The organism is Microbacterium indicum DSM 19969, assembly GCF_000422385.1.
In the GTDB taxonomy this organism is placed as follows: domain Bacteria; phylum Actinomycetota; class Actinomycetes; order Actinomycetales; family Microbacteriaceae; genus Microbacterium; species Microbacterium indicum.
On record NZ_AULR01000015.1, the window covers coordinates 15,565 to 35,310 of the forward strand.

17 protein-coding genes are annotated in these 19,746 nt (G+C 70.8%); 6 read left to right on the plus strand and 11 right to left on the minus strand.

Going from position 1 to position 19,746, the window contains the following annotated elements:
• The first annotated feature begins 20 nt into the window (after nt 1-20).
• The 5 genes from H576_RS0110435 (at nt 21) to H576_RS15370 (ending at nt 6,544) form a co-directional block, all read left to right on the plus strand.
• Nucleotides 21-1,331 carry an ABC transporter substrate-binding protein gene (locus tag H576_RS0110435; protein WP_029150896.1) on the plus strand — a complete coding sequence of 437 codons (1,311 nt, stop codon included), beginning with the start codon at nt 21-23 and terminating at the stop codon, nt 1,329-1,331.
• The gene (locus H576_RS0110440) at nt 1,328-2,233 is read left to right on the plus strand and encodes a carbohydrate ABC transporter permease (protein ID WP_029150897.1); all 906 of its coding nucleotides are present in this window, start codon (nt 1,328-1,330) and stop codon (nt 2,231-2,233) included. Before H576_RS0110435 ends, H576_RS0110440 begins: the two co-directional genes overlap by 4 nt.
• A 2-nt stretch (nt 2,234-2,235) precedes the next feature.
• On the plus strand, nt 2,236-3,165 hold the full coding sequence (locus H576_RS0110445) for a carbohydrate ABC transporter permease (protein WP_084502682.1): 930 nt from the start codon (nt 2,236-2,238) through the stop codon (nt 3,163-3,165).
• Nucleotides 3,166-3,742: 577 nt separating this feature from the next.
• Complete coding sequence (locus H576_RS15365; protein WP_051172610.1) at nt 3,743-5,872, plus strand: lamin tail domain-containing protein; 2,130 nt, start codon at nt 3,743-3,745, stop codon at nt 5,870-5,872.
• 102 nt (nt 5,873-5,974) lie between these two features.
• Nucleotides 5,975-6,544, plus strand: coding sequence for a YdcF family protein (locus H576_RS15370; protein ID WP_036320503.1), 570 nt, complete (start codon nt 5,975-5,977; stop codon nt 6,542-6,544).
• Nucleotides 6,545-6,638: 94 nt separating this feature from the next.
• On the opposite strand, the gene H576_RS15375 is transcribed toward H576_RS15370, so the two are convergent.
• The 11 genes from H576_RS15375 to H576_RS0110510 all read right to left on the minus strand — a co-directional run bounded on the left by H576_RS15375 (nt 6,639) and on the right by H576_RS0110510 (nt 18,635).
• The gene (locus H576_RS15375; protein ID WP_051172613.1) at nt 6,639-7,592 is read right to left on the minus strand and encodes a sugar phosphate isomerase/epimerase family protein; all 954 of its coding nucleotides are present in this window, start codon (nt 7,590-7,592) and stop codon (nt 6,639-6,641) included.
• A gap of 34 nt (nt 7,593-7,626) precedes the next feature.
• Entirely contained in the window at nt 7,627-9,135 is a 1,509-nt protein-coding gene (locus tag H576_RS0110465) for a GMC oxidoreductase (RefSeq protein WP_029150899.1), read from the minus strand.
• A complete protein-coding gene (locus H576_RS15380; RefSeq protein ID WP_211215807.1) occupies nt 9,132-10,352 on the minus strand; it encodes an ROK family transcriptional regulator in 1,221 nt (406 codons plus the stop codon). Before H576_RS15380 ends, H576_RS0110465 begins: the two co-directional genes overlap by 4 nt.
• Nucleotides 10,349-11,224 carry a carbohydrate ABC transporter permease gene (locus H576_RS0110475; protein WP_029150900.1) on the minus strand — a complete coding sequence of 292 codons (876 nt, stop codon included), beginning with the start codon at nt 11,222-11,224 and terminating at the stop codon, nt 10,349-10,351. The genes H576_RS15380 and H576_RS0110475 overlap by 4 nt, the downstream gene beginning before the upstream one ends.
• Nucleotides 11,221-12,171, minus strand: a complete 951-nt coding sequence (locus tag H576_RS0110480) for a carbohydrate ABC transporter permease (RefSeq protein ID WP_029150901.1) — start codon at nt 12,169-12,171, stop codon at nt 11,221-11,223. Before H576_RS0110480 ends, H576_RS0110475 begins: the two co-directional genes overlap by 4 nt.
• A 10-nt stretch (nt 12,172-12,181) precedes the next feature.
• Complete coding sequence (locus tag H576_RS0110485; RefSeq protein ID WP_029150902.1) at nt 12,182-13,495, minus strand: extracellular solute-binding protein; 1,314 nt, start codon at nt 13,493-13,495, stop codon at nt 12,182-12,184.
• A 272-nt stretch (nt 13,496-13,767) separates the two neighbouring features.
• On the minus strand, nt 13,768-14,943 hold the full coding sequence (locus tag H576_RS0110490) for an adenosine deaminase family protein (RefSeq protein ID WP_245559168.1): 1,176 nt from the start codon (nt 14,941-14,943) through the stop codon (nt 13,768-13,770).
• Nucleotides 14,940-16,004 carry an ABC transporter substrate-binding protein gene (locus H576_RS15385; protein ID WP_051172615.1) on the minus strand — a complete coding sequence of 355 codons (1,065 nt, stop codon included), beginning with the start codon at nt 16,002-16,004 and terminating at the stop codon, nt 14,940-14,942. Before H576_RS15385 ends, H576_RS0110490 begins: the two co-directional genes overlap by 4 nt.
• Before the next feature lie 20 nt (nt 16,005-16,024).
• A complete protein-coding gene (locus H576_RS0110500; RefSeq protein WP_029150904.1) occupies nt 16,025-17,017 on the minus strand; it encodes an ABC transporter ATP-binding protein in 993 nt (330 codons plus the stop codon).
• A complete protein-coding gene (locus H576_RS0110505) occupies nt 17,014-17,811 on the minus strand; it encodes an ABC transporter permease (RefSeq protein ID WP_029150905.1) in 798 nt (265 codons plus the stop codon). The genes H576_RS0110500 and H576_RS0110505 overlap by 4 nt, the downstream gene beginning before the upstream one ends.
• Nucleotides 17,811-18,635, minus strand: coding sequence for an ABC transporter permease (locus H576_RS0110510; RefSeq protein WP_029150906.1), 825 nt, complete (start codon nt 18,633-18,635; stop codon nt 17,811-17,813). The genes H576_RS0110505 and H576_RS0110510 overlap by 1 nt, the downstream gene beginning before the upstream one ends.
• A 158-nt stretch (nt 18,636-18,793) precedes the next feature.
• Between H576_RS0110510 and H576_RS15390 the strand changes: the two genes are divergently transcribed.
• Nucleotides 18,794-19,744 carry a LacI family DNA-binding transcriptional regulator gene (locus tag H576_RS15390; protein WP_036320507.1) on the plus strand — a complete coding sequence of 317 codons (951 nt, stop codon included), beginning with the start codon at nt 18,794-18,796 and terminating at the stop codon, nt 19,742-19,744.
• The last annotated feature ends 2 nt before the right edge of the window (nt 19,745-19,746 follow it).

Genomic DNA, 19,746 nt, shown 5'->3' on the forward strand with positions numbered 1-19,746 from the left:
CCCCGCGGAGGAGATGGGCAATGGCGCTCACACGACGGACCTTCCTCAGCGCGGCGGCGGTCGCCGCGCTCGCGGCCCTCGCCGGCTGCGCATCACGCCTCGAGCCGATCGACACGAGCTCGTCGGCGTTCGGCTCGGGCGAGGCGAGCGGCACCATCAACTTCTGGTGCCGCGCCGACACCCTCACGGCCAACCAGGCGCTCGTCGACGCGTTCCACGCATCGCAGGACCGGATCCACATCGAGCTCACGCCCGTGCCGAACGGGCAGTACGTCACGAAGCTCGCGACCGCGATCCGCGGCAACCGCCCGCCCGACCTCGTCGACATCGACGACATCTACTCGTCGCTGTTCGCGCAGCGCGGCGTGCTCGCCGACCTGACGCCGCTCGTCGAGAAGCTGCCCTACGCCGACGTCCTCAGCCCCGGGCACCTGTCGCTCGCCGCGAAGGACGGGCGCAGCTTCGGCGTGCCGTTCCTCGCCGACAACTCGCTCATGTGGTGCAACCTCGAGCTGTTCGACCGTGCGGGGCTCGACGTCGACGAGGCGACGGGATCCTTCGAGGGCTACCTCGACGCCGCCCGCGCGCTCGGCGGGCTCGGCGACGGCACGAAGGCGTGGTGGTACCCGGGCAACTCGTCGGGCTTCCTCGGCTTCGTCGTGCAGCCGCACATGTGGGCCGACGACGCCGACCTGATCCAGGGCGAGATCGGCAGCCAGACGGGATTCGTCGTCGGGAACGAGCCGGCGCGGAAGACCCTCGAGTTCCTCCACACGCTGTGGAACGAGGATCTCGTCCCCACCCGCTGCTTCTCCGACGACGGCGCCTTCGGGCCGCTCGAATTCATGGAGGGCACGGCCGGGATGGCCGCCTGCTCGATCGGCAACCTCTCGAACGCCGAGGACGGCTTCCTCGACCGGGTCGAGTCGCGGATGATGGTCGGCCCCGAGGGCGGGCGCAGCTTCTTCGACGGCGGCGACAACTTCGTGATCCCGAACGGGGCGCAGAACGCCGAGGCCGCGTGGGAGTACGTGCTCTTCTGCCTCGACACGGCGCAGCAGGCCGAGCTGCCCGCGAGCGGGTACACGCCGATCCGCTCCGACGTCCTGACCGACGACTTCCGGCGGAGGTGGCCCCACTCGGTCACCCCGCTCGAGCAGATCGACGCGGGATACGCACCGCTCTCGCTCTCCTACAACCGCATCTACAACCAGTCGGACGGACCCTGGCTCGAGATGTTCCGCCGCGCCGTGTTCGACGGCGAGATCGACGCCGCGATGCAGGCGGCGCAGTCCACCTACGACCAGATCCTCCGGCAGGGAGACGCATGAGCGCCATCGCCCCCGCGGCCCGCACGCGCCGCGGATCCCTCACCCACCCGTCCCGCACCGGCGTCGCGCTCGTGCTGCCCGCCGTCGCGTTCGTCTTCGTGTTCGTGATCGTCCCGCTCATCGCCGCGATCGGGATCTCGTTCACGAACATGCCGCTCATCGGCGACTGGAGCTTCACGGGCCTCACGAACTACGCGCTCGCGCTCACCGATCCGGTGTTCGGGCGGGCGATCCTCTACACGCTGATCTACACCGCGATCGTGACCCTGCCGATCCTCGCGCTCGGGTACGCGCTCGCCGTCATGGTGCGGGCGAACAGGCGCGGATCCACCGTGCTGCGCACGATCTTCTTCCTGCCGTACGTCATCGGCCTCACGACGATCAGCTTCATCGCCCTCCTCGAGGCGCAGCCGAACAGCGGCGCCGTCAACGTCGTCCTCAAGTGGCTCGGGATCACCGACGGGTCGACCGCCTGGCTCGTCGACGGGCCACTCGCGACGGGGCTCATCTGCGCCCTCGTCATCTGGGGCGTCTCGGGGCTCACGATGGTCCTGCTGCTCTCGGCGATGCAGGGTGTGCCGGGCGCGGTCTACGAGTCGGCCGAGCTCGATGGCGCCAGCTGGTGGCAGACCGAGTGGCAGGTGACGATGCCGATGATCCGCCGCCCCATGGCGATGAGCGTGATCATCTCGGTGATCGGATCCTTCCTCGCCTTCACGCAGTTCTTCATCCTGACCCAGGGCGGGCCGGGATCCGAGACCACGACCGTCGTGATGTCGGTGTACCGCCGGGCGTTCGTCGACCTGCAGCTCGGGTCGGCCACCGCCATGTCGCTGCTGCTCGTGCTGCTGACGGGACTCGTCACCGCCGTGCAGTTCCTGATGCTCCGAGAGAAGGACTGACGATGACGATCCAGACCCCCGTCACGGGATCCACCCGCACGATCGTCACGGCCGGCGCGCCGAAGCGGCACCGCCACGCGCACGCCGAGCGATCCACCCGCGAGACCGCGACGAAGCGGCTCCTCTACGTCGTCGGCGGGGTGCTCGCGTCGCTCGTGTTCATCGTGCCGCTGCTGCTCGCCGTGGCGCGGGCGTTCCAGCCGCACGCCGTCGTCACGGCGCCGCCCGAGTGGGCGACCTTCTTCCACTTCACGTGGGAGAACTTCGCGCAGTTCGCGTCGCAGTCGGGGCTCGGCCGATCGATCCTCAACAGCGTCATCGTGTCGGTCGCCACGGCCGTCCTCACGGCGTTCGTCGCGACCCTCGCGGGCTACGGCTTCGCGAAGTTCCGATCGCGGTGGCTGCCGTGGCTGTTCGGGGCGATCCTCGTGACGATGATGATCCCGTTCCAGGCGATCCTCACGCCGCTGTACATCGAGATGAACACCCTCGGGCTGACCGACTCGCTCTTCGGGCTCGTCCTCTTCTATACGACGGTCAACCTGCCGTTCTGCATCTTCGTGATGCGGAACACGTTCGACGCCGTGCCCGACGAGCTCGAGGAGGCGGCGCTGATCGACGGGGCCCGGCTGCCGCGGATCCTCACGAGCGTCGTCCGGCCGCTGATCATGCCCGGCGTCGCGACGAGCGCGCTGTACGCCTTCCTCGCCTCGTGGACCGAGTTCCTCGGCGCGCTGACCTTCCTGACCGACCAGGACCTCTTCACGCTGCCGGTCTCGATGGTCAACATGCAGCAGGGTGCGTACGGCCAGGTCAACTTCGGACTCATCGCCGCGGGCGCCGTCGTCGCGATGATCCCGTGCGTGATCCTCTACGTGTCGCTGCAGCGCTTCTACGTCGCGGGCCTCGCGAGCGGATCCGTCAAGGGGTGAGCCGCGGGGCGCGACTCCCCCGCCGGGCACGACTACGGCAGAAAACCGCCGAGAGGGCCCGACACGCCGCACCGGCACCGGCACCCCCGCTTTCCGCCGTACTCCTGCATGCGCGGTGCCGGGCACCCGCCCGCCGGGGTCGGCCGCCGCCCGGCGGGCGGGTCGTCGCCCCGCCGCCGCGGCCTCCCCACCTCGCCCGGCACGACTACGGCAGAAAACCGCCGAGAGGCCCCGACACGCCGCCCCGTGCCCCGGCACCCCCGCTTTCCGCCGTACTCCTGCATGCGCGGTGCCGGGCACCCACTCGCCGGGGGTCGGCCGGGCGGCCCGGGCGGGTCGTCGCCCCGCCGCCGTGGCCTCCCCACCTCGCCCGGGCAGGACTACGGCAGAAACCCGCCGAGGGGCCCCGACACGCCGCACCCCGCACCGGCACCCCCGCCTTCTGCCGTAGTCCTGCGGCGGGTGTGCCGGCAACGGGCGGGGCGAGGTGCCGGGCACGCGGCAGGTGGCGGACGGCCGGCGGCGCGCGTCACCTTCCGGCCACCGGAAGTTCACCGGGCGCTGACAGCCTCGCGACATGCCCGACTTCTCGAAGCCCCTGGCGATCGGCGCCGCGCTCGCCGTCTTCGCCGCGCCCCTCGCGGCGGCCCCCGCGCTCGCGTCCACGACCTCCGACGTCCCGCAGGTCGTCGTCAGCGAGGTCGACCCCAACGACGACTGGATCGAGCTGCACAACACGGGCGACGTCGCCGTCGACCTGAGCGGCTACATCCTCTCCGACGACCAGGACCCGATCGACGACCACCGCGTCGTGATCCCCGAGGGCACGGTCCTCGAGGCCGACGGCTACTGGCACATGCTCGTCGACGAGGACGGCCTCGAGGGCGGATTCGGCCTCGGCAAGGGCGACGCCGGCAAGCTCCTGACCCCCGACGCCGCGACCCTCGTGAGCGAGCTCGTCTACCCGGCGGGCACCGACACGAGCTGGGCCGTGTGCGGTGACGAGATCGTCGAGTCGGGATCCCCGACCCCCTCGGCCGAGAACGACTGCGCGGCCCCCGAGGAGCCCGAGGCTCCCGCCGAGTCGCCCTTCACGGGCCAGATCGTGATCAACGAGGTCGAGACGAACGGCGACGACACCGACTGGGTCGAGCTCTTCAACACCACGGGATCCGACATCGACCTCGCGGGCTTCGGCTTCCGCGACGACGACGAGGGCCACGACCCGTACCGCCTCCCCGAGGGCTCCGTCCTCCCGGCGAACGGCTTCTTCGTCATCGACCAGGCGCAGGGCGCCGACCCCGGATTCGACTTCGGCCTCGGCGGCCCCGACGAGGCGTGGGTGTTCGACGCCGACGGCGCCGTCGTCGCGCACGAGGCGTGGGCCGAGCACGCCGACGTGACCTGGGGCCTCTGCACCGACGGCCAGGGATCCCTCGAGCAGACGAAGGTCAGCACGAAGGGCGCCCCGAACGACTGCACCACGGTCATCGAGGAGCCGACGGTCGACTCGAGCCCGTGGCCCGGCAGCCAGCAGACCGCGGCCATCGACGGCGAGGACTGGTTCTCGGGCGACATGAGCGGCCTCGACGTCGAGGGCGACGACACCATGTGGGGCGTCGAGAACGGCAACGGCCTGCTCTACCGCCTCGACCGCTCCGGCGACACCTGGGCGATCCGCGACGAGTGGCAGCTGCGCTACCCCGACGGATCCGGGATCCCCGACTCCGAGGGCGTCACGTTCATCGGCTCGGGATCCGAGAACGGCATCTACGTGTCGACCGAGCGCGACGACCAGGCGAGCGGCGTGAGCCGCCCCGCCGTGCTGCGCTTCGAGCCCACGGCGGGCGGCGGCGAGCTCGCCGCGACCGACGAGTGGAACCTCGCGGCCGACTTCCCCGGCCTCGGCGCGAACTCGGGCCTCGAGGGCGTGACGTGGACCCCCGACGCCGACCTCGTCGCGGACGGCTTCGCCGACCAGTCGACCGGATCCGCCTACGACCCCGCCTCCTACGCGGGCCACGGCGACGGGCTGTTCTTCGTCGGCGTCGAGGGCACCGCCGCGGTCTACGCCTACGCCCTGATGGACGACGGATCCTTCCAGCGGGTCGCCGAGATCGCGACCGACTACGAGCTCGTCGCCGACGTGCAGTACGACGCCCAGACCGGGCTGCTGTGGATCGTGTGCGACGAGGCCTGCGACGGCCGGATCGGCACCTTCGCGATCGGCGAGGACGGATCCTTCGCCCAGACGGCGCTCTACGACCGCCCCGCCGACACCGACAACGTGGCGAACGAGGGCTTCGCGATCGCCGACTCGTGCGTCGACGGCCAGCGCCTGACGTACTACGCCGACGACAACGACACCGACGGGTTCTCGCTGCGCCAGGGCTCCCTCGACTGCGAGGCGCCGATCGAGACGCCGGCCCCCTCGCCCGAGCCGAGCGAGGAGCCGACGGCCGAGCCGACGACGCCCGCCGACGGCGCGGGCCAGGGCGGGGCGACCGCCGAGCCCACCGCGACCGCCGAGCCGACCGCCACGGCCGACCCCACCGAGACGGCCGCTCCCGCCGCCGCCGAGACGCCCGCGCCCAGCGGGAAGCTCACCGCGACAGGCGGCGACGTGACGGCGCTGCCGCTCGTCGTCGGCGCCCTGGTGCTCCTCGCGGGCATCGCGGTCGTCGTCGCGAGCCGCCGCCGCGCCTGACGCGACGCATCGAGGCCCGGGATCCGCGCGGATCCCGGGCCTCCGGCGTCTCCGGGTCGCGCCGTGGAGCTTGCCGTCATCCGGCCCCCATATCGTGGTCGGGTGACCAAGCCGCCCCGCCGCCGCGCCCTGCGCATCGCGATCGCGGCTCTCGTCGCCGTCGTGCTCGTCGCGGGGATCGGGCTCGGCGTCGCGGCGAAGGAGATCCTCTTCCCCCGCTACGACCGGGTGCAGCACGTCGACGCGATCATCGTGCTCGGGCCGGTTTCGGACTGGCGGATGGAGCAGGCCGAGGATCTGCTCGACGCGGGCGTCGCCGACGAGATCGCCTATTCGATCGTCGACAGTTACCACCCGCCGTCGTACTGCGCCGACATCCACGTCGACGCGATGTGCTTCCATCCCGAGCCCTTCACGACGCAGGGCGAGGCGACGTGGGCGCGTGACGAGGCCGAGGAGCGCGGCTGGGACTCGATCGCCGTCGTGACGCTCGACCAGCACTCCGAGCGCGCGCGCCACATCTTCGAGGGCTGCCTCGGCGACGGCGTCGACATCGAGATGGTCGACCCGACCGAGCAGCCGCCCCTCGGCTTCGCCCGCGCGTGGGACGGCTTCTGGTATCAGGTCGGCGCCTGGGGCAAGGCGCTGTTCGTGACCCCCGGCTGCGCGTAGCGCGGCGCCGCCGCACACAGATCTCGCCTTCCCGCACACGGGATCCGGGATCCGGGTGTGCGGGAAGGTGAGATCTGTGCGGGAAGGCGCGGCGTCAGAACCGCGCGGACACCCACTCCCAGCTCACGCGCGCGGACTCCTCGGGCGGCAGCGTCGCGCGGTCGACCTCGATGATCGTCCACCCGTCCCAGCCGTCGGGCAGCGCCGCAAGGGCCCCGTCGAGGTCCATGGTTCCGAGGCCCGGCTCGCGGAAGAGCCCCTGATCGCGAGCGGATCCGTAGGAGGTCGGGGTGGCGCGCGATGCCGCGGCCACCTCGAGATCGAGGTCCTTGATGTGGAGGTCGAGCAGCCGATCGGCGTGGCGCGCGATCATCGTCGCGGAGTCCATGCCGGCCCACTCGAGGTGCCCGAGGTCGAACGACGCCCCGAGGAGCGACGTCGGGATCGCGGCGAGGGTGCGCTCGATCTCCTCCTCGGTCTCGATCCAGGTCCCGACGTGGTTGTGGAGCCCGGCCCGCACGCCCTCCTCGGCGAAGATCTCGGCGGCGCGGCCGAGCATGTCGATCACGCGATCGAGGCGGGCCGGGTGGTGCCCCGCGCCCGTGGCGGCCTCGTCCATCATGCGGATGACGCCCGGAGCGAACGAGACCTCGGGCGAGAGGAAGATCGTCTCGAGGCCGAAGAACAGCGACTCCTCCGCCTTGCGGCGGATCCCGTCGAACCAGCGGACCCCCTCGGCGCTCGCGGGGTCGAAAGCGACGCCGTGGTCCTCGGGCAGGGCGAGGCTCGCGTAGCCCGGCGCGAGCGCGAGCCCGGCGTCGTCGATCATCCGGCGGTAGTCGAACAGGGTCTGCGTGTCGAGGACCTCCATCATCGTCACCGCGAAGCCCGATTCGCGGATCGCGCGGAGCACACGCGGATAGTCCTTGCGGAACGCGGGGTCGGCGAACAGCCAGAGGTCTTCGGATCCGGGATCCGAGGGGTCGGCTTTGACGCTGATCCACGGGATCGGATTGAGGGCGACGCGATCGGCGCGGAGAAGGGACATGGGTGCCTTTCGGGGTCGGATGGAGAGGTGTGGACTAGGCGGCGACGTGCGCTTCGACGACGGCGCGGGCGGCGCGCACCGCGGTGACGACGCCCGTGAGGGTCGCGTTCGCGACGACGGGGGTCGGGACGACGCCGGTGCCGGCGAGGAACAGGTTGTCGATCCCCCACACGCGCCCCGACGGATCGCACACGCTCGTGCCGTCGTCATCGGATCCGCATCGGACGGTGCCCGTGATGTGGAGCGAGGATCCAGGCGGCAGGAGAGCGCGCTCGGTCGCGGGATCGAAGTCGCCGAAGAGCTGCACGATGCGGGCGCTCTCCTCCCACGCCCGGTCGATCAGGGCGCGATCGGCGGCGGAGTAGGCGAAGTCGATGGTCATCCGCGGCATGCCCGCGAGGTCGACCTCGTCGTCCGAGAAGCGCACGCGGTTCTCGGGGCGCGACTCGACGGGCGTGTAGAGCGAGACGCCGACGGAATGCGCGAGGGGATGCCCGCTCTCGTCGAGGTACGTCGTGTCCATGATCTGCCCGTGGAAGGGCTGCGCCGGGCCGTTCTGCGGAAGCCACAGCGAGTCGGTGCACCACTCTCCGCGCGGCGCGAGGGGCAGTTCGGCCGTCGTGATCCCGAACCGGTCGAGGTCGAGCAGCGCGCGAGCCGTGACGAAGGCGTGCTCGTTGAGGTAGCGGCCGAGGGCGTCGGGGCGGATCCCGGAGGCGAAGAGCAGCTGCGGCGTGCGCAGCGCGTCGGCGGCGACGATGACGTGACGCCCCGCGAAGACGCTCTCCTCGCCGGAGGACCACCGGACGCGCGCGCCCGTCACGCGCCCCTCGTCGACGATCAGCGCCGTCACGAGCGCACCGGTGCGCATCGCGAACGCGGGGTCGCCGCCGTGCGCGATGGGCGGGAAGATCGTCGCCGGCGAGGTGCGCGTCAGCAGATCCCCGTCGGGCGAGACGGCCATCGGCATCGCCTGCGGACCGCGGTCGGCGGGCCCGCGATCGCCGTAGATCTCGGCGAGGGTCTCGAGGACCCGCGCGCCGATCTCCGTGGGCCCGATCGCCGGCTGGGTGGCGTGCAGGAGGCGCTGCGCCGTCGCGAGGTCGTCGCGCCACTGCTCATCCTCGCCGCCGAAGACCTCGTCGCCGGCGGGCCACGGTGTCGCCGCGGTCCAGTGCACGCCCATCCCGCCGGCGTTCCAGGCGATGGCGGTCGCCGGCATGGCGGAGGCCTCCTCGCCGAAGGTCGCGGTGTGGAACATCCCCGGCGCGGCGTCGGCGAGGGTCGCGGGGGTCTCCTCCGCCACCTCGGCGCCCGTGTACATGCCCTGGATCCCGGACGAGACGCGGGTGTTGTAGAGCGACCAGACCGCCGGGTCGGCGATGTCGTGAAGGTGCACGCCGGCGACGTCGCCGATCGGCTCGCCCGCGTCGAGCATCGTGATGCTCAGGTGGGGATCGCTCTCGCGCAGCAGCCTCGCCACGGAGGCGCCCATGATCCCGCCGCCGATGAGAAGAACGTCTGCCGGGGTGTCGATCGTCACGCGTGATCCTTGTCGTCGATGGGGTGGGTCGGGGAGCCCGCGCCGGGCGGAGCCGCGGGGTCGAGCGTCAGCACGGGGCCGAACAGCTCGACGTCCATCCGGTCGAGCGCGAAGCGGAGGGCCCCGATGAGCGGAGCGTCGGGGCCGAGCGTCGACATGCGCAGGGGGATGTCGGGGGCGCGCGCCTCGCGGAGGGCCTCGGCGAGGCGCGGGAGGATGACGTCGGCCGCGTCCTCGACGCCGCCGCCGAGGACGAAGAGCGAGGGCGCGACCGTCCACGACAGGGTGACGATCATCGTCGCGATGTGCTCGACGAACTCGTCGATGAGCACGAGGGCTCGGGCGTCGCCGTCTCGCGCCCGGGCGACGGTCTCGAGGGCGGCGGCCCGCGCCGCGGGATCCGGCGACGTCAGGGATCCCACGGGGTGCCCGTGGAAGACCTGCGCCAGGAGCGGCCACGCCTCCACCAGCTCGCCAGCCGCGCCCTCGAAGCCACGGTGGATGTCGCCGCGGATGAGCGTTCCGACGCCCGTGCGCGCGCCGAGGATCGCCCACACGATCGTCTCGTGGTCGACCGCCGTCCCGCGCCAGCGCTCGGCGAGGGCGCCGAGGTTCGCGTCGTTGTCGGCGAACCACGGCACGTCGAGGCGCCCCGCCATCTCGCTCGGGAAGTCGAAGCCCGCCCACCGCTCCGTGTCGACGAGCCGTCGGACGATCCCGTCGTCGTCGATCGCGCCGCCCGATGCGATCGCCCCGGCCCGGAGTCGGTCGAGCGTCGCTCCCGAGTCGGCGACGGCCGCGCGGACGAGGACGGCCGCGTCGTCGAGGCAGAGGCCCGGATCCCGGTAGTCACGCAGGGGCGCCTGCGCTCGCGCGAGCACGCGACCGCGGACGTCGGCGACGAGCGCCGTCACGTCCTCCGTCGTGAACCGGACCGCCGCCAGGAGCGCGTGCTGGGGTCGGAGCTCGAAGCGCCTGGCCGGCCGGCCCGCGAGCCCGCTCGTCGAGCGGCGCGGCAGCTCGTCGACCCATCCGGCGCGCACGAGCTCGTCGAGGATCAGCTCGAGCGTGCGGCGCGAGAGCCCGGTCGTCTCGGCCAGGGCCGACATCGTGAGCGGCTCCGTCGAGACGGCGAGCGCGCGCAGGGTGACGCTCGTGTTGACGCGGCGGAGCGCCCGCGGGTCGATGCCGGCGATCTGGACGGGCGGGCGGCTCACTTGAGGCCCGTCGCCGAGATGCCTTGGATGAAGTACCGCTGCAGCAGGAGGAACAGGACGAGGACGGGGAGCATGATCACGAGAGCGCCGGCGAGCATGAGTCCGTAGTCGAGCACGTTGGCGGCGACCTTGCTCGTGGCCGCCAGGCCGACGGGCAAGGTGTATGTGTCGTTCGACTGCGCCACGATGAGCGGCCAGATGAAGTTGTTCCACGAGTTGAGGAACGACATGATCGTCACCGTCGCCACGGCCGGGCCGGCGAGCGGGAGGAACACCTGGGCGAAGATCCGGATCTCGCTCGCGCCGTCGATCCGCGCGGCCTCGATCAGCTCGTGCGGCACCGACATCGCGTACTGGCGCATGATGAAGATCGAGATGGGCAGCGCCAGATACGGCAGCGCGATGCCCGCGAGGGTGTCGACGAGGCCGAGGTTGGCCGTGATCACGAACTGCGGCACGAAGACTGCCGTGAACGGGACCATGAGCGACGCCATCACAGCGGCGAAGGCGATCCGCTTGCCGCGGAACTCGAACATCGTCAGCGCGTACCCCGCGGCCGTCGCCGCGACGATGTTGCCGACGACGACGATGAGGGCGACGACGACGCTGTTGACGAGGTACGCGCCGAAGTGCTCGCCCGAGAACAGGCGCACGAAGTTGTCGAACGTGACGTCGGACGGGATCCATGCACCCGGGTTCTGGCGGATCTCGGTCGTGCTGCGGAGCGACCCGCTGACGACCCACCAGAACGGCAGGAGCGTGAGGATCGCGCCGACCACGAGAGCGACGTAGAGCAGCCCGGTGAGTGCGCGCCGGCGCGGGGTCCGCCTCGCGGGGGCGGCGACGGGGGCGAACGAGGTGACGGCGGTCATGCGCGGGGCCTCAGCATCCGGAACTGCAGTGCGCTGACGCACACGACGAGGGCGAGGGTGACGAACGACGCGGCGGACGAGAGACCGAATTCGCCGAAGCCGAACTGCGTGTAGGTGTACATCGCGACCGACTCCGTGGTGCCGAGCGGCCCGCCGTTGGTCAGCAGGTACGGCTCGTCGAACACCTGCAGGAAGAAGGTCGTCAGCAGCACCGAGACCAGGAGGATCGTCGGGAGGAGGAGCGGCAGCGTCACATGCCAGAGCCGGCGCCACCAGCCCGCGCCGTCGAGTGCCGCCGCTTCGTAGACGTCCTCGGGCACGGCCTGCAGGCCCGCGAGGAAGAGGATCATCGCGGTGCCGAAGTTGCGCCAGATCCCCAGGAGGATGACGATCGGCATCGCCAGATCGGGGTCGGTGAGCCAGCCGGGCCCGGCGAAGCCGAACCATCCGAGGGCGTCGTTGACCGTCCCGTCGCTCCCGAACGCGTACTTCCAGATCAGCGCCACCGCCACGATGTTCGTGACGACGGGCGCGTAGAACACCGTGCGGAAGACTCCGCGCATCCGCCGGATCCCCGTGTTGAGCGCGAGGGCGAGGACGAAGCCGACCGCCATCGTGAGGGGGACGCCGATGACGACGAACAGCGCCGTGTTGCCGAGGTCGCGGAGGAACCGAGCGTCGGTGAACAGTCGGATGTAGTTGTCGATGCCGACGAGGTTCACCTGGAACGGGTTGCGGAGATCCGCGCCGCGCAGATCCGAGAGGCTGATCGCCAGGGCCGCGACGGCCGGGATCGCCGTGTAGACGAGGAAGACGAGAGCGAACGGCGCGAGGAACATCCAGGCGACGGCGCCCGTACGACGGCGGGCTGAGGAGCGAGGGCGTGCTGACGACGACGCCCCCGCGCGGAGCGACGGACGGGCCGCCCCGCGCGAGATGGTGGTCATGGTGTGCGGATCACTCCGTGCCGGTGCCGAGCGAGTCGGCGAAGGACTGGATGTCGGACGCCGCCTGCTCCGCGGTCTTGGTGCCGCGCGCGACGGCCTCCATCTCCGCCCCGAGCTGCGTCGCGATCTGCGGCCACGTCGTGGACTGGGGATAGGTGCGCGCCGTCTTCATCTGCTCGAAGTACGCGTCGAGGAGCGACTGATCGGCGATCGTGGGGTCCGACCACGCCGACTCGACGGCCGGGAGCGACCCGTAGTCGGCGTACTGGGTGAGCTGCGTGTCCTCGTCCGAGAGGTACTGGATCAGCTTCCAGCTCGCGTCGGAGTTGTCGCTGTCGGCGAGGACGCCCCAGCTTCCGCCGCCGAGCGAGCTGATCGAGCCGCCGTCGCCCGCCGGGACGGGAGCCGTCGCGACGTTCTCGGCGGTCCATCCGTCCTGGCCGGCGACGTCGTCGTACTGCCCGATCACCCACGGGCCGGTCACGATCGACGCGGTCTTGCCCTCGACGAAGTAGGGCTGCGAGTCGAGGAACGACGGGCCGTCGGTCGACGTGTACCCGCCCGTGAAGTAGGAGGCGTAGTGCGAGAGGGCGCTGACCATCTCGTCGGTGTCGAGCGTCCAAGCGCTGCCGTCGTCGGAGATCAGGTCTCCTCCGGCCTGCCAGTCGAGCTGCGCGACGAACTGGCCCGTGTAGCTGTCCCACCCGACGTCGGCCGAGAAGCCGTGGTCTGCTCCGGCGTCCTGCAGGGCCTGGAGGAAAGCGGGGAACTCGTCCCAGGTCGTCGGCGCCTCGACGCCGGCCTCAGCCGCGAGATCGGCGCGGTACACGAGGGCGTACGTGTAGGCGTACCACGGCACCGAATAGGTCGTCCCGTCGACGGTTCCCGCGTCCCAGGCTCCCGAGAAGAACGAGTCCTCGTCGACGAGGCCGTCGGGGACCGCCGCGAAGCTCCCGCCCTTGATGAACTGCGCCTGGCTCTCCGTGTACAGCTGCGCGACGTCGGGGGCCGTGCCCGCGGCGATCGCCGAGCTGAGCTTGGTGTTGTACTCGTCCTCGGGGATCACGGTGAGCTCGACATCGACGTCGGGGTTCTCCTCGAGGAACGGCTCGATCACCGTCTCGAGCCCCGTCCCGTCGCCGTCGGGGACCCAGACCTCGACGGTCCCCGTCGCGGGCGAGTCATCGACCGTCGTCGTTGCGCTGTCGGCCGCCGCGTCCGTGCGGCCGCAGCCGGCGAGGGCGAGGACGCCGACGAGCCCGATGCCGGCGCTGGTTCGGATGAGGCGGCGGCGGGCGGCGGCGGAGAGGTGAGGCGCGGTCATGGTGTGCTCGTTTCTCGGATCACGGGGGAGGTGGAGCATTGTGCGTTGGCGTAGCGAATCTCGGGTCATCGCTGTCGACGAAGCTAAGGAGCGCGCGTTGCTCCGCAGTGACGGCGTCGTCACGAATAATTTCGGCGGTTATCGCAAAATTGGGCGGCCTACGCCGGACCGCACCATCGCGGACCCGGCCCGACCGCAGGCCGCCGCTTCCCGCCCCCCGACGTCGTCGGGAGGCGAGAGCGGTTCGAGATCGGCGCCCCCTGGCGCCTCCGCTACGCGCTGCGGACGGCGCCCGTCGGCTCCGCGTCCCCCACCGCGGCCTCGACCTTCGCCGCGAGCTCCGCCTTGTCCTCGGCCGGAAGCCACGCCGCGTCGACCGCGCGGCGCGCCATCCCGACGATCTCGTCGCGAGTCGCGCCGTTGAGGTCGCGCATGATCTCGTACTCGTTCTGCAGCGTCGTCGGGAACATGCCCGGGTCATCGGAGCACGGCGTGACCGCGAGCCCCGCCTCGAGCATCGCCCGGATCGACGCGCGGCGCCACGGCCGCCACGAACGACGCGACGTCGTGGATCCGACCGTGAAGACGGTGCCGCGCTCGCGTACGTCGTCGAGCACTCGCTGATCCTCGAGCACGTAGTAGCCGTGGTCGATGCGGTCGCAGCCGAGCAGATCCAGGCAGGTGATGGTGTTCTGCGCGCTCGGCACGTGTTCGGACGAGTGCGCCGTACGACCGAGACCCGCCTCGCCGGCGAGCCGGTACGCGTCGGCGAATCGCTCGGGTGGGCCGGCGGTCTCGAGGTTGTCGAGGCCGATGCCCGCGAGGTACTCGTGAGGGTTGTCGACGACCTGGCGCACCTGTTCGAGCGCATGCTCGCCCGACAGCGATCGATCGATTCCCTTGATCATCCGGCCTGTCATGCCGAAGTCGCGCTCCGCCTGGCGGATTCCTTCGGCGTACGCCTCCATGCTGCCCGCGAACCCGAGGCGCGCGAGGTGATCGGGAACGTCGTCGAAGAACAGCTCGAGGTGTGACGTTCCGCTCATCTCATGCGCGTCCTCGAAGGCCTCGTAGACGATGCGCGACAGGTCATCGGGGGTGCGCAGCACGTCGCGCACCCACATCGACGTCTGGAACAGAGAGTACGACCGCTCGGGCTCGCCGGGGGCCCGGCCCTGCGGCACGGGGATCGCCGTGTGCTCGTAGAGCTTCGGGTCCGGCGGAAGCGAGTTGATGTCGCTCCAGATCCGCTCGGGATCGTCGGGCAGCTCGAGCCCCTCACGGCGCGCGAGCTCTGCGAACGTCGAGCCCCGCACGGTGCCGATGAGGTGGCAGTGCAGGTCGACCTTGGGGATCGCCCGCAGCCACTCGTCGGTGACGGGAGCCGCGGCGGGCCCCTCGGGGCGCGAGGGCGGCGCGGCGATGGTGGCCTCCGCTCCCGCGGTCACTTGGACGTGACCTCGCGAGCGAAGCGGTCGACCCACTCATTACGGGTCGGCGTCAGCTCGGCGGGGTCGAGGGTCTCATAGCCGGCTGCGATCGGGTCGGCCGCGATGTCGCCGACCACGGCGTCGATCTCGTCGGGGATCGTCGCATCCGGGTTGACGGGGAGGTCGCCGACGAGCTCAGCCGACTTCGACTGGGTCTCGGCGGAGAGGACGAAGTCGATGAACTGGTGCGCCGCATCGACGTTCGCGGCGCCCTCGGGGATCATGAGGCGATTGGTCGCCATGTACGCGCCGCCGTCGGGGGCCGTCCAGGCGACGGGCTCGCCCTGCGCCATGAGGTCGGTTGCGAAGCCGCTGATCGTGTTCGCCGCGACGATCTCGTTCTGCACGATGAGGTTCGTCACCTCGGTCGTCGAGCTGTAGAACTGCAGCATGTTCGGCGCCCAGTCGCCCATCACGTCGAACGCGGTGTCGACGTCGTAGGGTCCGGATCCCCGGGTCGCTCCGACACCCGAGACGGCGAGCTGGCCCGCCGTGACGGAGATGTCGGGCAGCGCGAGCTTGCCCGCGTACGAGTCGTCGCCCCACAGATCCCAGCTGGCCGCATCCTCGGCGGAGAGCTCGTCTGTGCGGTAGAGGGTTCCGTCGAGCTGATAGCTGTAGGCGGGGCCCATATAGGCGTCGTCGATCGCGAAGTCGGCGATGTCCCCGAGAGCGGGAACCTTCGACTCGTCGACCTGCTGGAACAGGCCCTTGTCCTGGCCGAGCGCGGCGTAGTAGTCGCTGATCATCATCACGTCGATACCCGGGTCCTCCCCTCCCATGAGCTCGAGCTGCGAGATGCGGTCGGCGTTGGATCCCGTCTCGACCTCGACCTCGATGCCCGTCGCCTCGGTGAAGGGGTCGAAGATCGCCTCCTGCATCTGCTCGACACCGAAGGGGAAGGTGCTGACGACGAGGGTGTCGGCGTCCGGTTCGCCGGTCGCCGCGGAGCAGCCGGCGAGGGCGAAGCCGCCCACCGCGAGAACGGCGGGGATCGTGAGGAGTCGGGTGCGCTTCATGATGACGGGCCTTTCGGGGGTCACGCGGTGAGGTGGACGATGCGGGCGGCGGGCGCCGAGACGGTCACGGCGTCGCCGACTGCGACGGGCGCGGCGTCGGCGGAGCGGGTGTTGGAGAGGAGGACCTGCTCGCCCTCGTCGTCATGGACGACGGCCGAGATGAGCAGGTCGACGCCGCGGTATGCGACGTCGGCGACGACACCGGGGAGGGACAGGCCGCCGGCGTCGATGGATCCGGCGGAGATCGTCACGTGCTCCGGGCGGACCGAGATCAGGCCGTCGGAAAGCTGCAGGAAGTTCTCGTAGCCGAGGAAGTCGGCGACGAACCGGTTCGCGGGGGACCCGAAGACCTCGGCGGGCGCGCCCTGCTGCATGATCTTCCCGGCGCGCATGAGCACCATCTCGTCGCTCATCTCGAGCGCCTCGTCCTGGTCGTGCGTGACGAGGACGACGGTGAGGCCGGTCTCGGACTGGATCCGGCGGATCTCGGATCGCATCTGCACGCGAAGGCGGGCGTCGAGGTTCGACAGCGGCTCGTCGAGCAGCAGGAGCTTGGGGCGGATCGCGATCGCCCGAGCGAGGGCCACCCGCTGCTGCTGACCGCCGGAGAGCGCCTTCGGCTTGCGCTTCGCGAGGTGCCCGAGGCCGACGAGCTCGAGCGACTCGGCGACGCGCGCGGCTCGATCCGCCCCCTTCAACCCGCGGAGCTTCAAGCCGTACCCGACGTTGTCGGCGACGGTCATGTGCGGGAAGAGCGCGTACGACTGGAACACCATGCCGAGGTCGCGTTTCTCGGGGGGAAGCCGCGTCGCGTCGACCCCGTCGATGAGCACGCTGCCCGACGTGGGGCGCGTGTACCCGGCGAGCATGCGCAGCGACGTCGTCTTGCCGCAGCCGGACGGGCCGAGGAGGGTCGTGAGCCTGCCGCGCGGGATCGCGAGGTCGACGCCGTCGACGGCCGTGAAGTCGCCGAACACCTGGGTGACCTGGCGGAACTCTGCTGCTGCGTTCATCGGCTGATGCCTCCGAAGATCTTGGCGAACCCGACGGTGCGCTCGGCGATGATGGCGATCACGACCGTGACGGCGAGGATGAGCGTCGACGTGGCCGCGACCATCGGGTCGTAGCTCTGCTGCACGTAGTCGAGCATCGTGATCGGAAGGGTCTGGGTGTCGCGGCTCTGCAGCAGCAGAGACAGCGGCACGTTGTTGAACGAGGTGATGAAGCTCAGCAGCGCAGCGGAGAAGATGCCGGGGCGCAGCACGGGCACGGTGATGGTCCAGAACGTGCGCATCGGGCTCGCGCCGAGGCCGCGCGCGGCTTCCTCGAGTGACGGATCCGCGCCCGCCAGCGCGGCGCCCGTGACGCGCACGGCATAGGGCAGCAGGAGCGCCGTGTGGCCGATCAGCATGACGAGCCAGTTGTCGACGCGCATGATCACGATGAGCTGCTGGAACAGCGCGAGGCCGACGACGAGCTCGGGGACGATGAGCGGCGAGAGGAAGAGCGACTCGACGATGCCCTTTCCGGGGATCCGTCCGCGGTGGATCGCGAGGGTCACGGGCACGCCGACGGCGAGGGCGATGAGCGTCGCGAGGGCCGCGATCTCGGCGCTCGTCGCGAGAGAGCTCATGAACGGCGCGTAGCCGAGCGCGGCGTCGAACCAGCGCAGGGAGAAGCCCTCGGGCGGGAACTTCAGCGAGTTCCCCGCGGTGAACGCCGTCGCGACGACGAAGAGGATCGGCACGATCATGACGATGTATCCGGCCACGGCGAGGACCCCGGCGACGGGGTGGCGGTTCGACATCAGCTGGTCGCCCCCTTTCTGCCGACGAGCGACGAGATGCCCGAGACGAGGAAGACGAGCACCGTCATGATGAGCGCGGTCGCGCTGGCGCTGGGCCAGTCGAGCGTCGCGGTCGAATACGAGTAGAGCTGCGTCGCGAGCAGGCGGTTACCCGATCCGCCGAGCAGGTAGGGCGTCGTGTAGGCCGTGATCGCTCCCGCGAAGACGAGGGTCGCGGCGACGACGACCCCCGGAAGCGAGAGAGGGAAGACGACGTCCCAGAAGGTGCGGGTGCGGCTCGCGCCGAGGCCGCGCGCGGCGTCGTCGAGCCCCGGATCCACCTGCGACACCGCCGAATAGCAGGTGACGATCGCGAGCGGCAGGAAGAGCTGCGTCATGCCGAGCACGATCGCGAGAGGCGTGTAGAGGAGCTGCGGCGCCTCGTCGACGATGCCGAGGCCGACGAGCAGCTGCCCGAGCGCGCCGTTGGATCCGAGGACCACGAGCCAGCCGAACGTGCGCACCACGTTGCTGAGGAGAAGGGGGAAGATCGCGAGCGCGAGCAGGATCCCCGACCATCGCGACGGCGTGCGGGCGAGCATGTAGGCGATCGGGAAGCCGAGTCCGACCGAGATCGCCGTGACGACGAGGCCGTAGACGAGCGTGCGGCCGATGATCGCGAGGTCGTACGGGTCCGTGACCATCTGCCCGAGACGCACGAAGATGTCGGCCGTGTCGGTGCCGGGCGGGGCGAAGAGCATCGCGAGCGACGGCACGAGGAAGCCGATCAGCAGGAATGCGAGGCCCGGCAGCAGCAGGAGCACGGGGGTGAAGCGTGACCGCACGCGAGGACCTCCAGGACGATGACTCGGATGTAACCGGTTGCATTCACGCTAGAGGATTGGCCGATCCAACGCATAATCGAGGGTGTAAACCCTGTGTTACGAAGAGATGCAAACGGTTTCAGAGTCGGGCTAGGCTTGGTGCGGATCAAGGAGAAGGAATGGCAACTCTCGCCGACGTCGCGGCGCTCGCGGGTGTCTCGAAGGCGACCGCCTCGCGAGTGTTCAGCCGACCCGACGTCGTCTCGCAGAGCACGGCCGAGCGCGTGCACACGGCGGCTGACAAGCTCGGCTTCGTCGCCAACCGTGCCGCACGGCAGCTCGCCGGCGGCCGCACCGGCGTGATCGCGCTCACGGTTCCGACGCTCGCGAACTCGTTCTTCACCCCCGTGATCGCGGGCGCCCAGGCCGCCGCCGACGAGGCCGACCTGCAGCTCACCGTCGTCGTGCACCCCCTCGAGCACGTGGACGAGCTCGCGAAGTTCGCGCGCCTCGCGAAGCAGGTCGACGGCGCGATCGTCGTCGCGCCCCGCGGCATCGACGACCTCGTGACCTCGGCGATCGGTCGACTGCCCGCCGTACTCGTCGACCGCGAGATCGACGGGGTCGATTCCGTGCGCGTCGACACCCCCGAGGCGTTCGGCCGGCTGACCGACGCGCTCATCGCGGCCGGCCACGAGCGCCTGCTGTACGTCGGCGGGCCCGCCGGATCGTGGCAGGACCGACTTCGTGAGAGCCTCGTCCGCGCGGCCGCCGACCGCGCCGGCGTGCGCGTCGACGTCGCGTCGCCCTACGAGTCGACGTTCGCCGCGGGGATCCGCGCATCCGGCGAGATCCTCCGCCACAGGCCCACCGCCGTGATCCCCTACGCGACCGACATCGGCCTCGGCATCGCCCACGCCCTGCTGCTCGCGGGCGAGGAGCTGCCCGTCATCACGAGTGAGACGAGCATCGTCGACGCCGTCGGATCCGCCGCCCCCGCCATCGACGTCGACGGCGAAGCGCTCGGCCGAGAGGCCGTCGAGATGCTCGTCGCGCGCATGGCGGATCCGGGGCGTGCGGCCGCCGCCCGGGTGCAGGAGGTGCAGGTCACGGTGCCGAAGCGGGGGTGAGG

Bases quoted from the DNA above. Each gene is read 5' to 3' on its own strand.
- H576_RS0110480 (WP_029150901.1), bottom strand. From the start codon at position 12,171: ATGACCACCATCTCGCGCGGGGCGGCCCGTCCGTCGCTCCGCGCGGGG.
- H576_RS15365 (WP_051172610.1), top strand. From the start codon at position 3,743: ATGCCCGACTTCTCGAAGCCCCTGGCGATCGGCGCCGCGCTCGCCGTC.
- H576_RS15385 (WP_051172615.1), bottom strand. From the start codon at position 16,004: ATGAAGCGCACCCGACTCCTCACGATCCCCGCCGTTCTCGCGGTGGGC.
- H576_RS0110435 (WP_029150896.1), top strand. From the start codon at position 21: ATGGCGCTCACACGACGGACCTTCCTCAGCGCGGCGGCGGTCGCCGCG.
- H576_RS0110445 (WP_084502682.1), top strand. From the start codon at position 2,236: ATGACGATCCAGACCCCCGTCACGGGATCCACCCGCACGATCGTCACG.
- H576_RS0110505 (WP_029150905.1), bottom strand. From the start codon at position 17,811: ATGTCGAACCGCCACCCCGTCGCCGGGGTCCTCGCCGTGGCCGGATAC.
- H576_RS0110500 (WP_029150904.1), bottom strand. From the start codon at position 17,017: ATGAACGCAGCAGCAGAGTTCCGCCAGGTCACCCAGGTGTTCGGCGAC.
- H576_RS0110440 (WP_029150897.1), top strand. From the start codon at position 1,328: ATGAGCGCCATCGCCCCCGCGGCCCGCACGCGCCGCGGATCCCTCACC.
- H576_RS15375 (WP_051172613.1), bottom strand. From the start codon at position 7,592: ATGTCCCTTCTCCGCGCCGATCGCGTCGCCCTCAATCCGATCCCGTGG.
- H576_RS0110485 (WP_029150902.1), bottom strand. From the start codon at position 13,495: ATGACCGCGCCTCACCTCTCCGCCGCCGCCCGCCGCCGCCTCATCCGA.
- H576_RS0110475 (WP_029150900.1), bottom strand. From the start codon at position 11,224: ATGACCGCCGTCACCTCGTTCGCCCCCGTCGCCGCCCCCGCGAGGCGG.
- H576_RS15390 (WP_036320507.1), top strand. From the start codon at position 18,794: ATGGCAACTCTCGCCGACGTCGCGGCGCTCGCGGGTGTCTCGAAGGCG.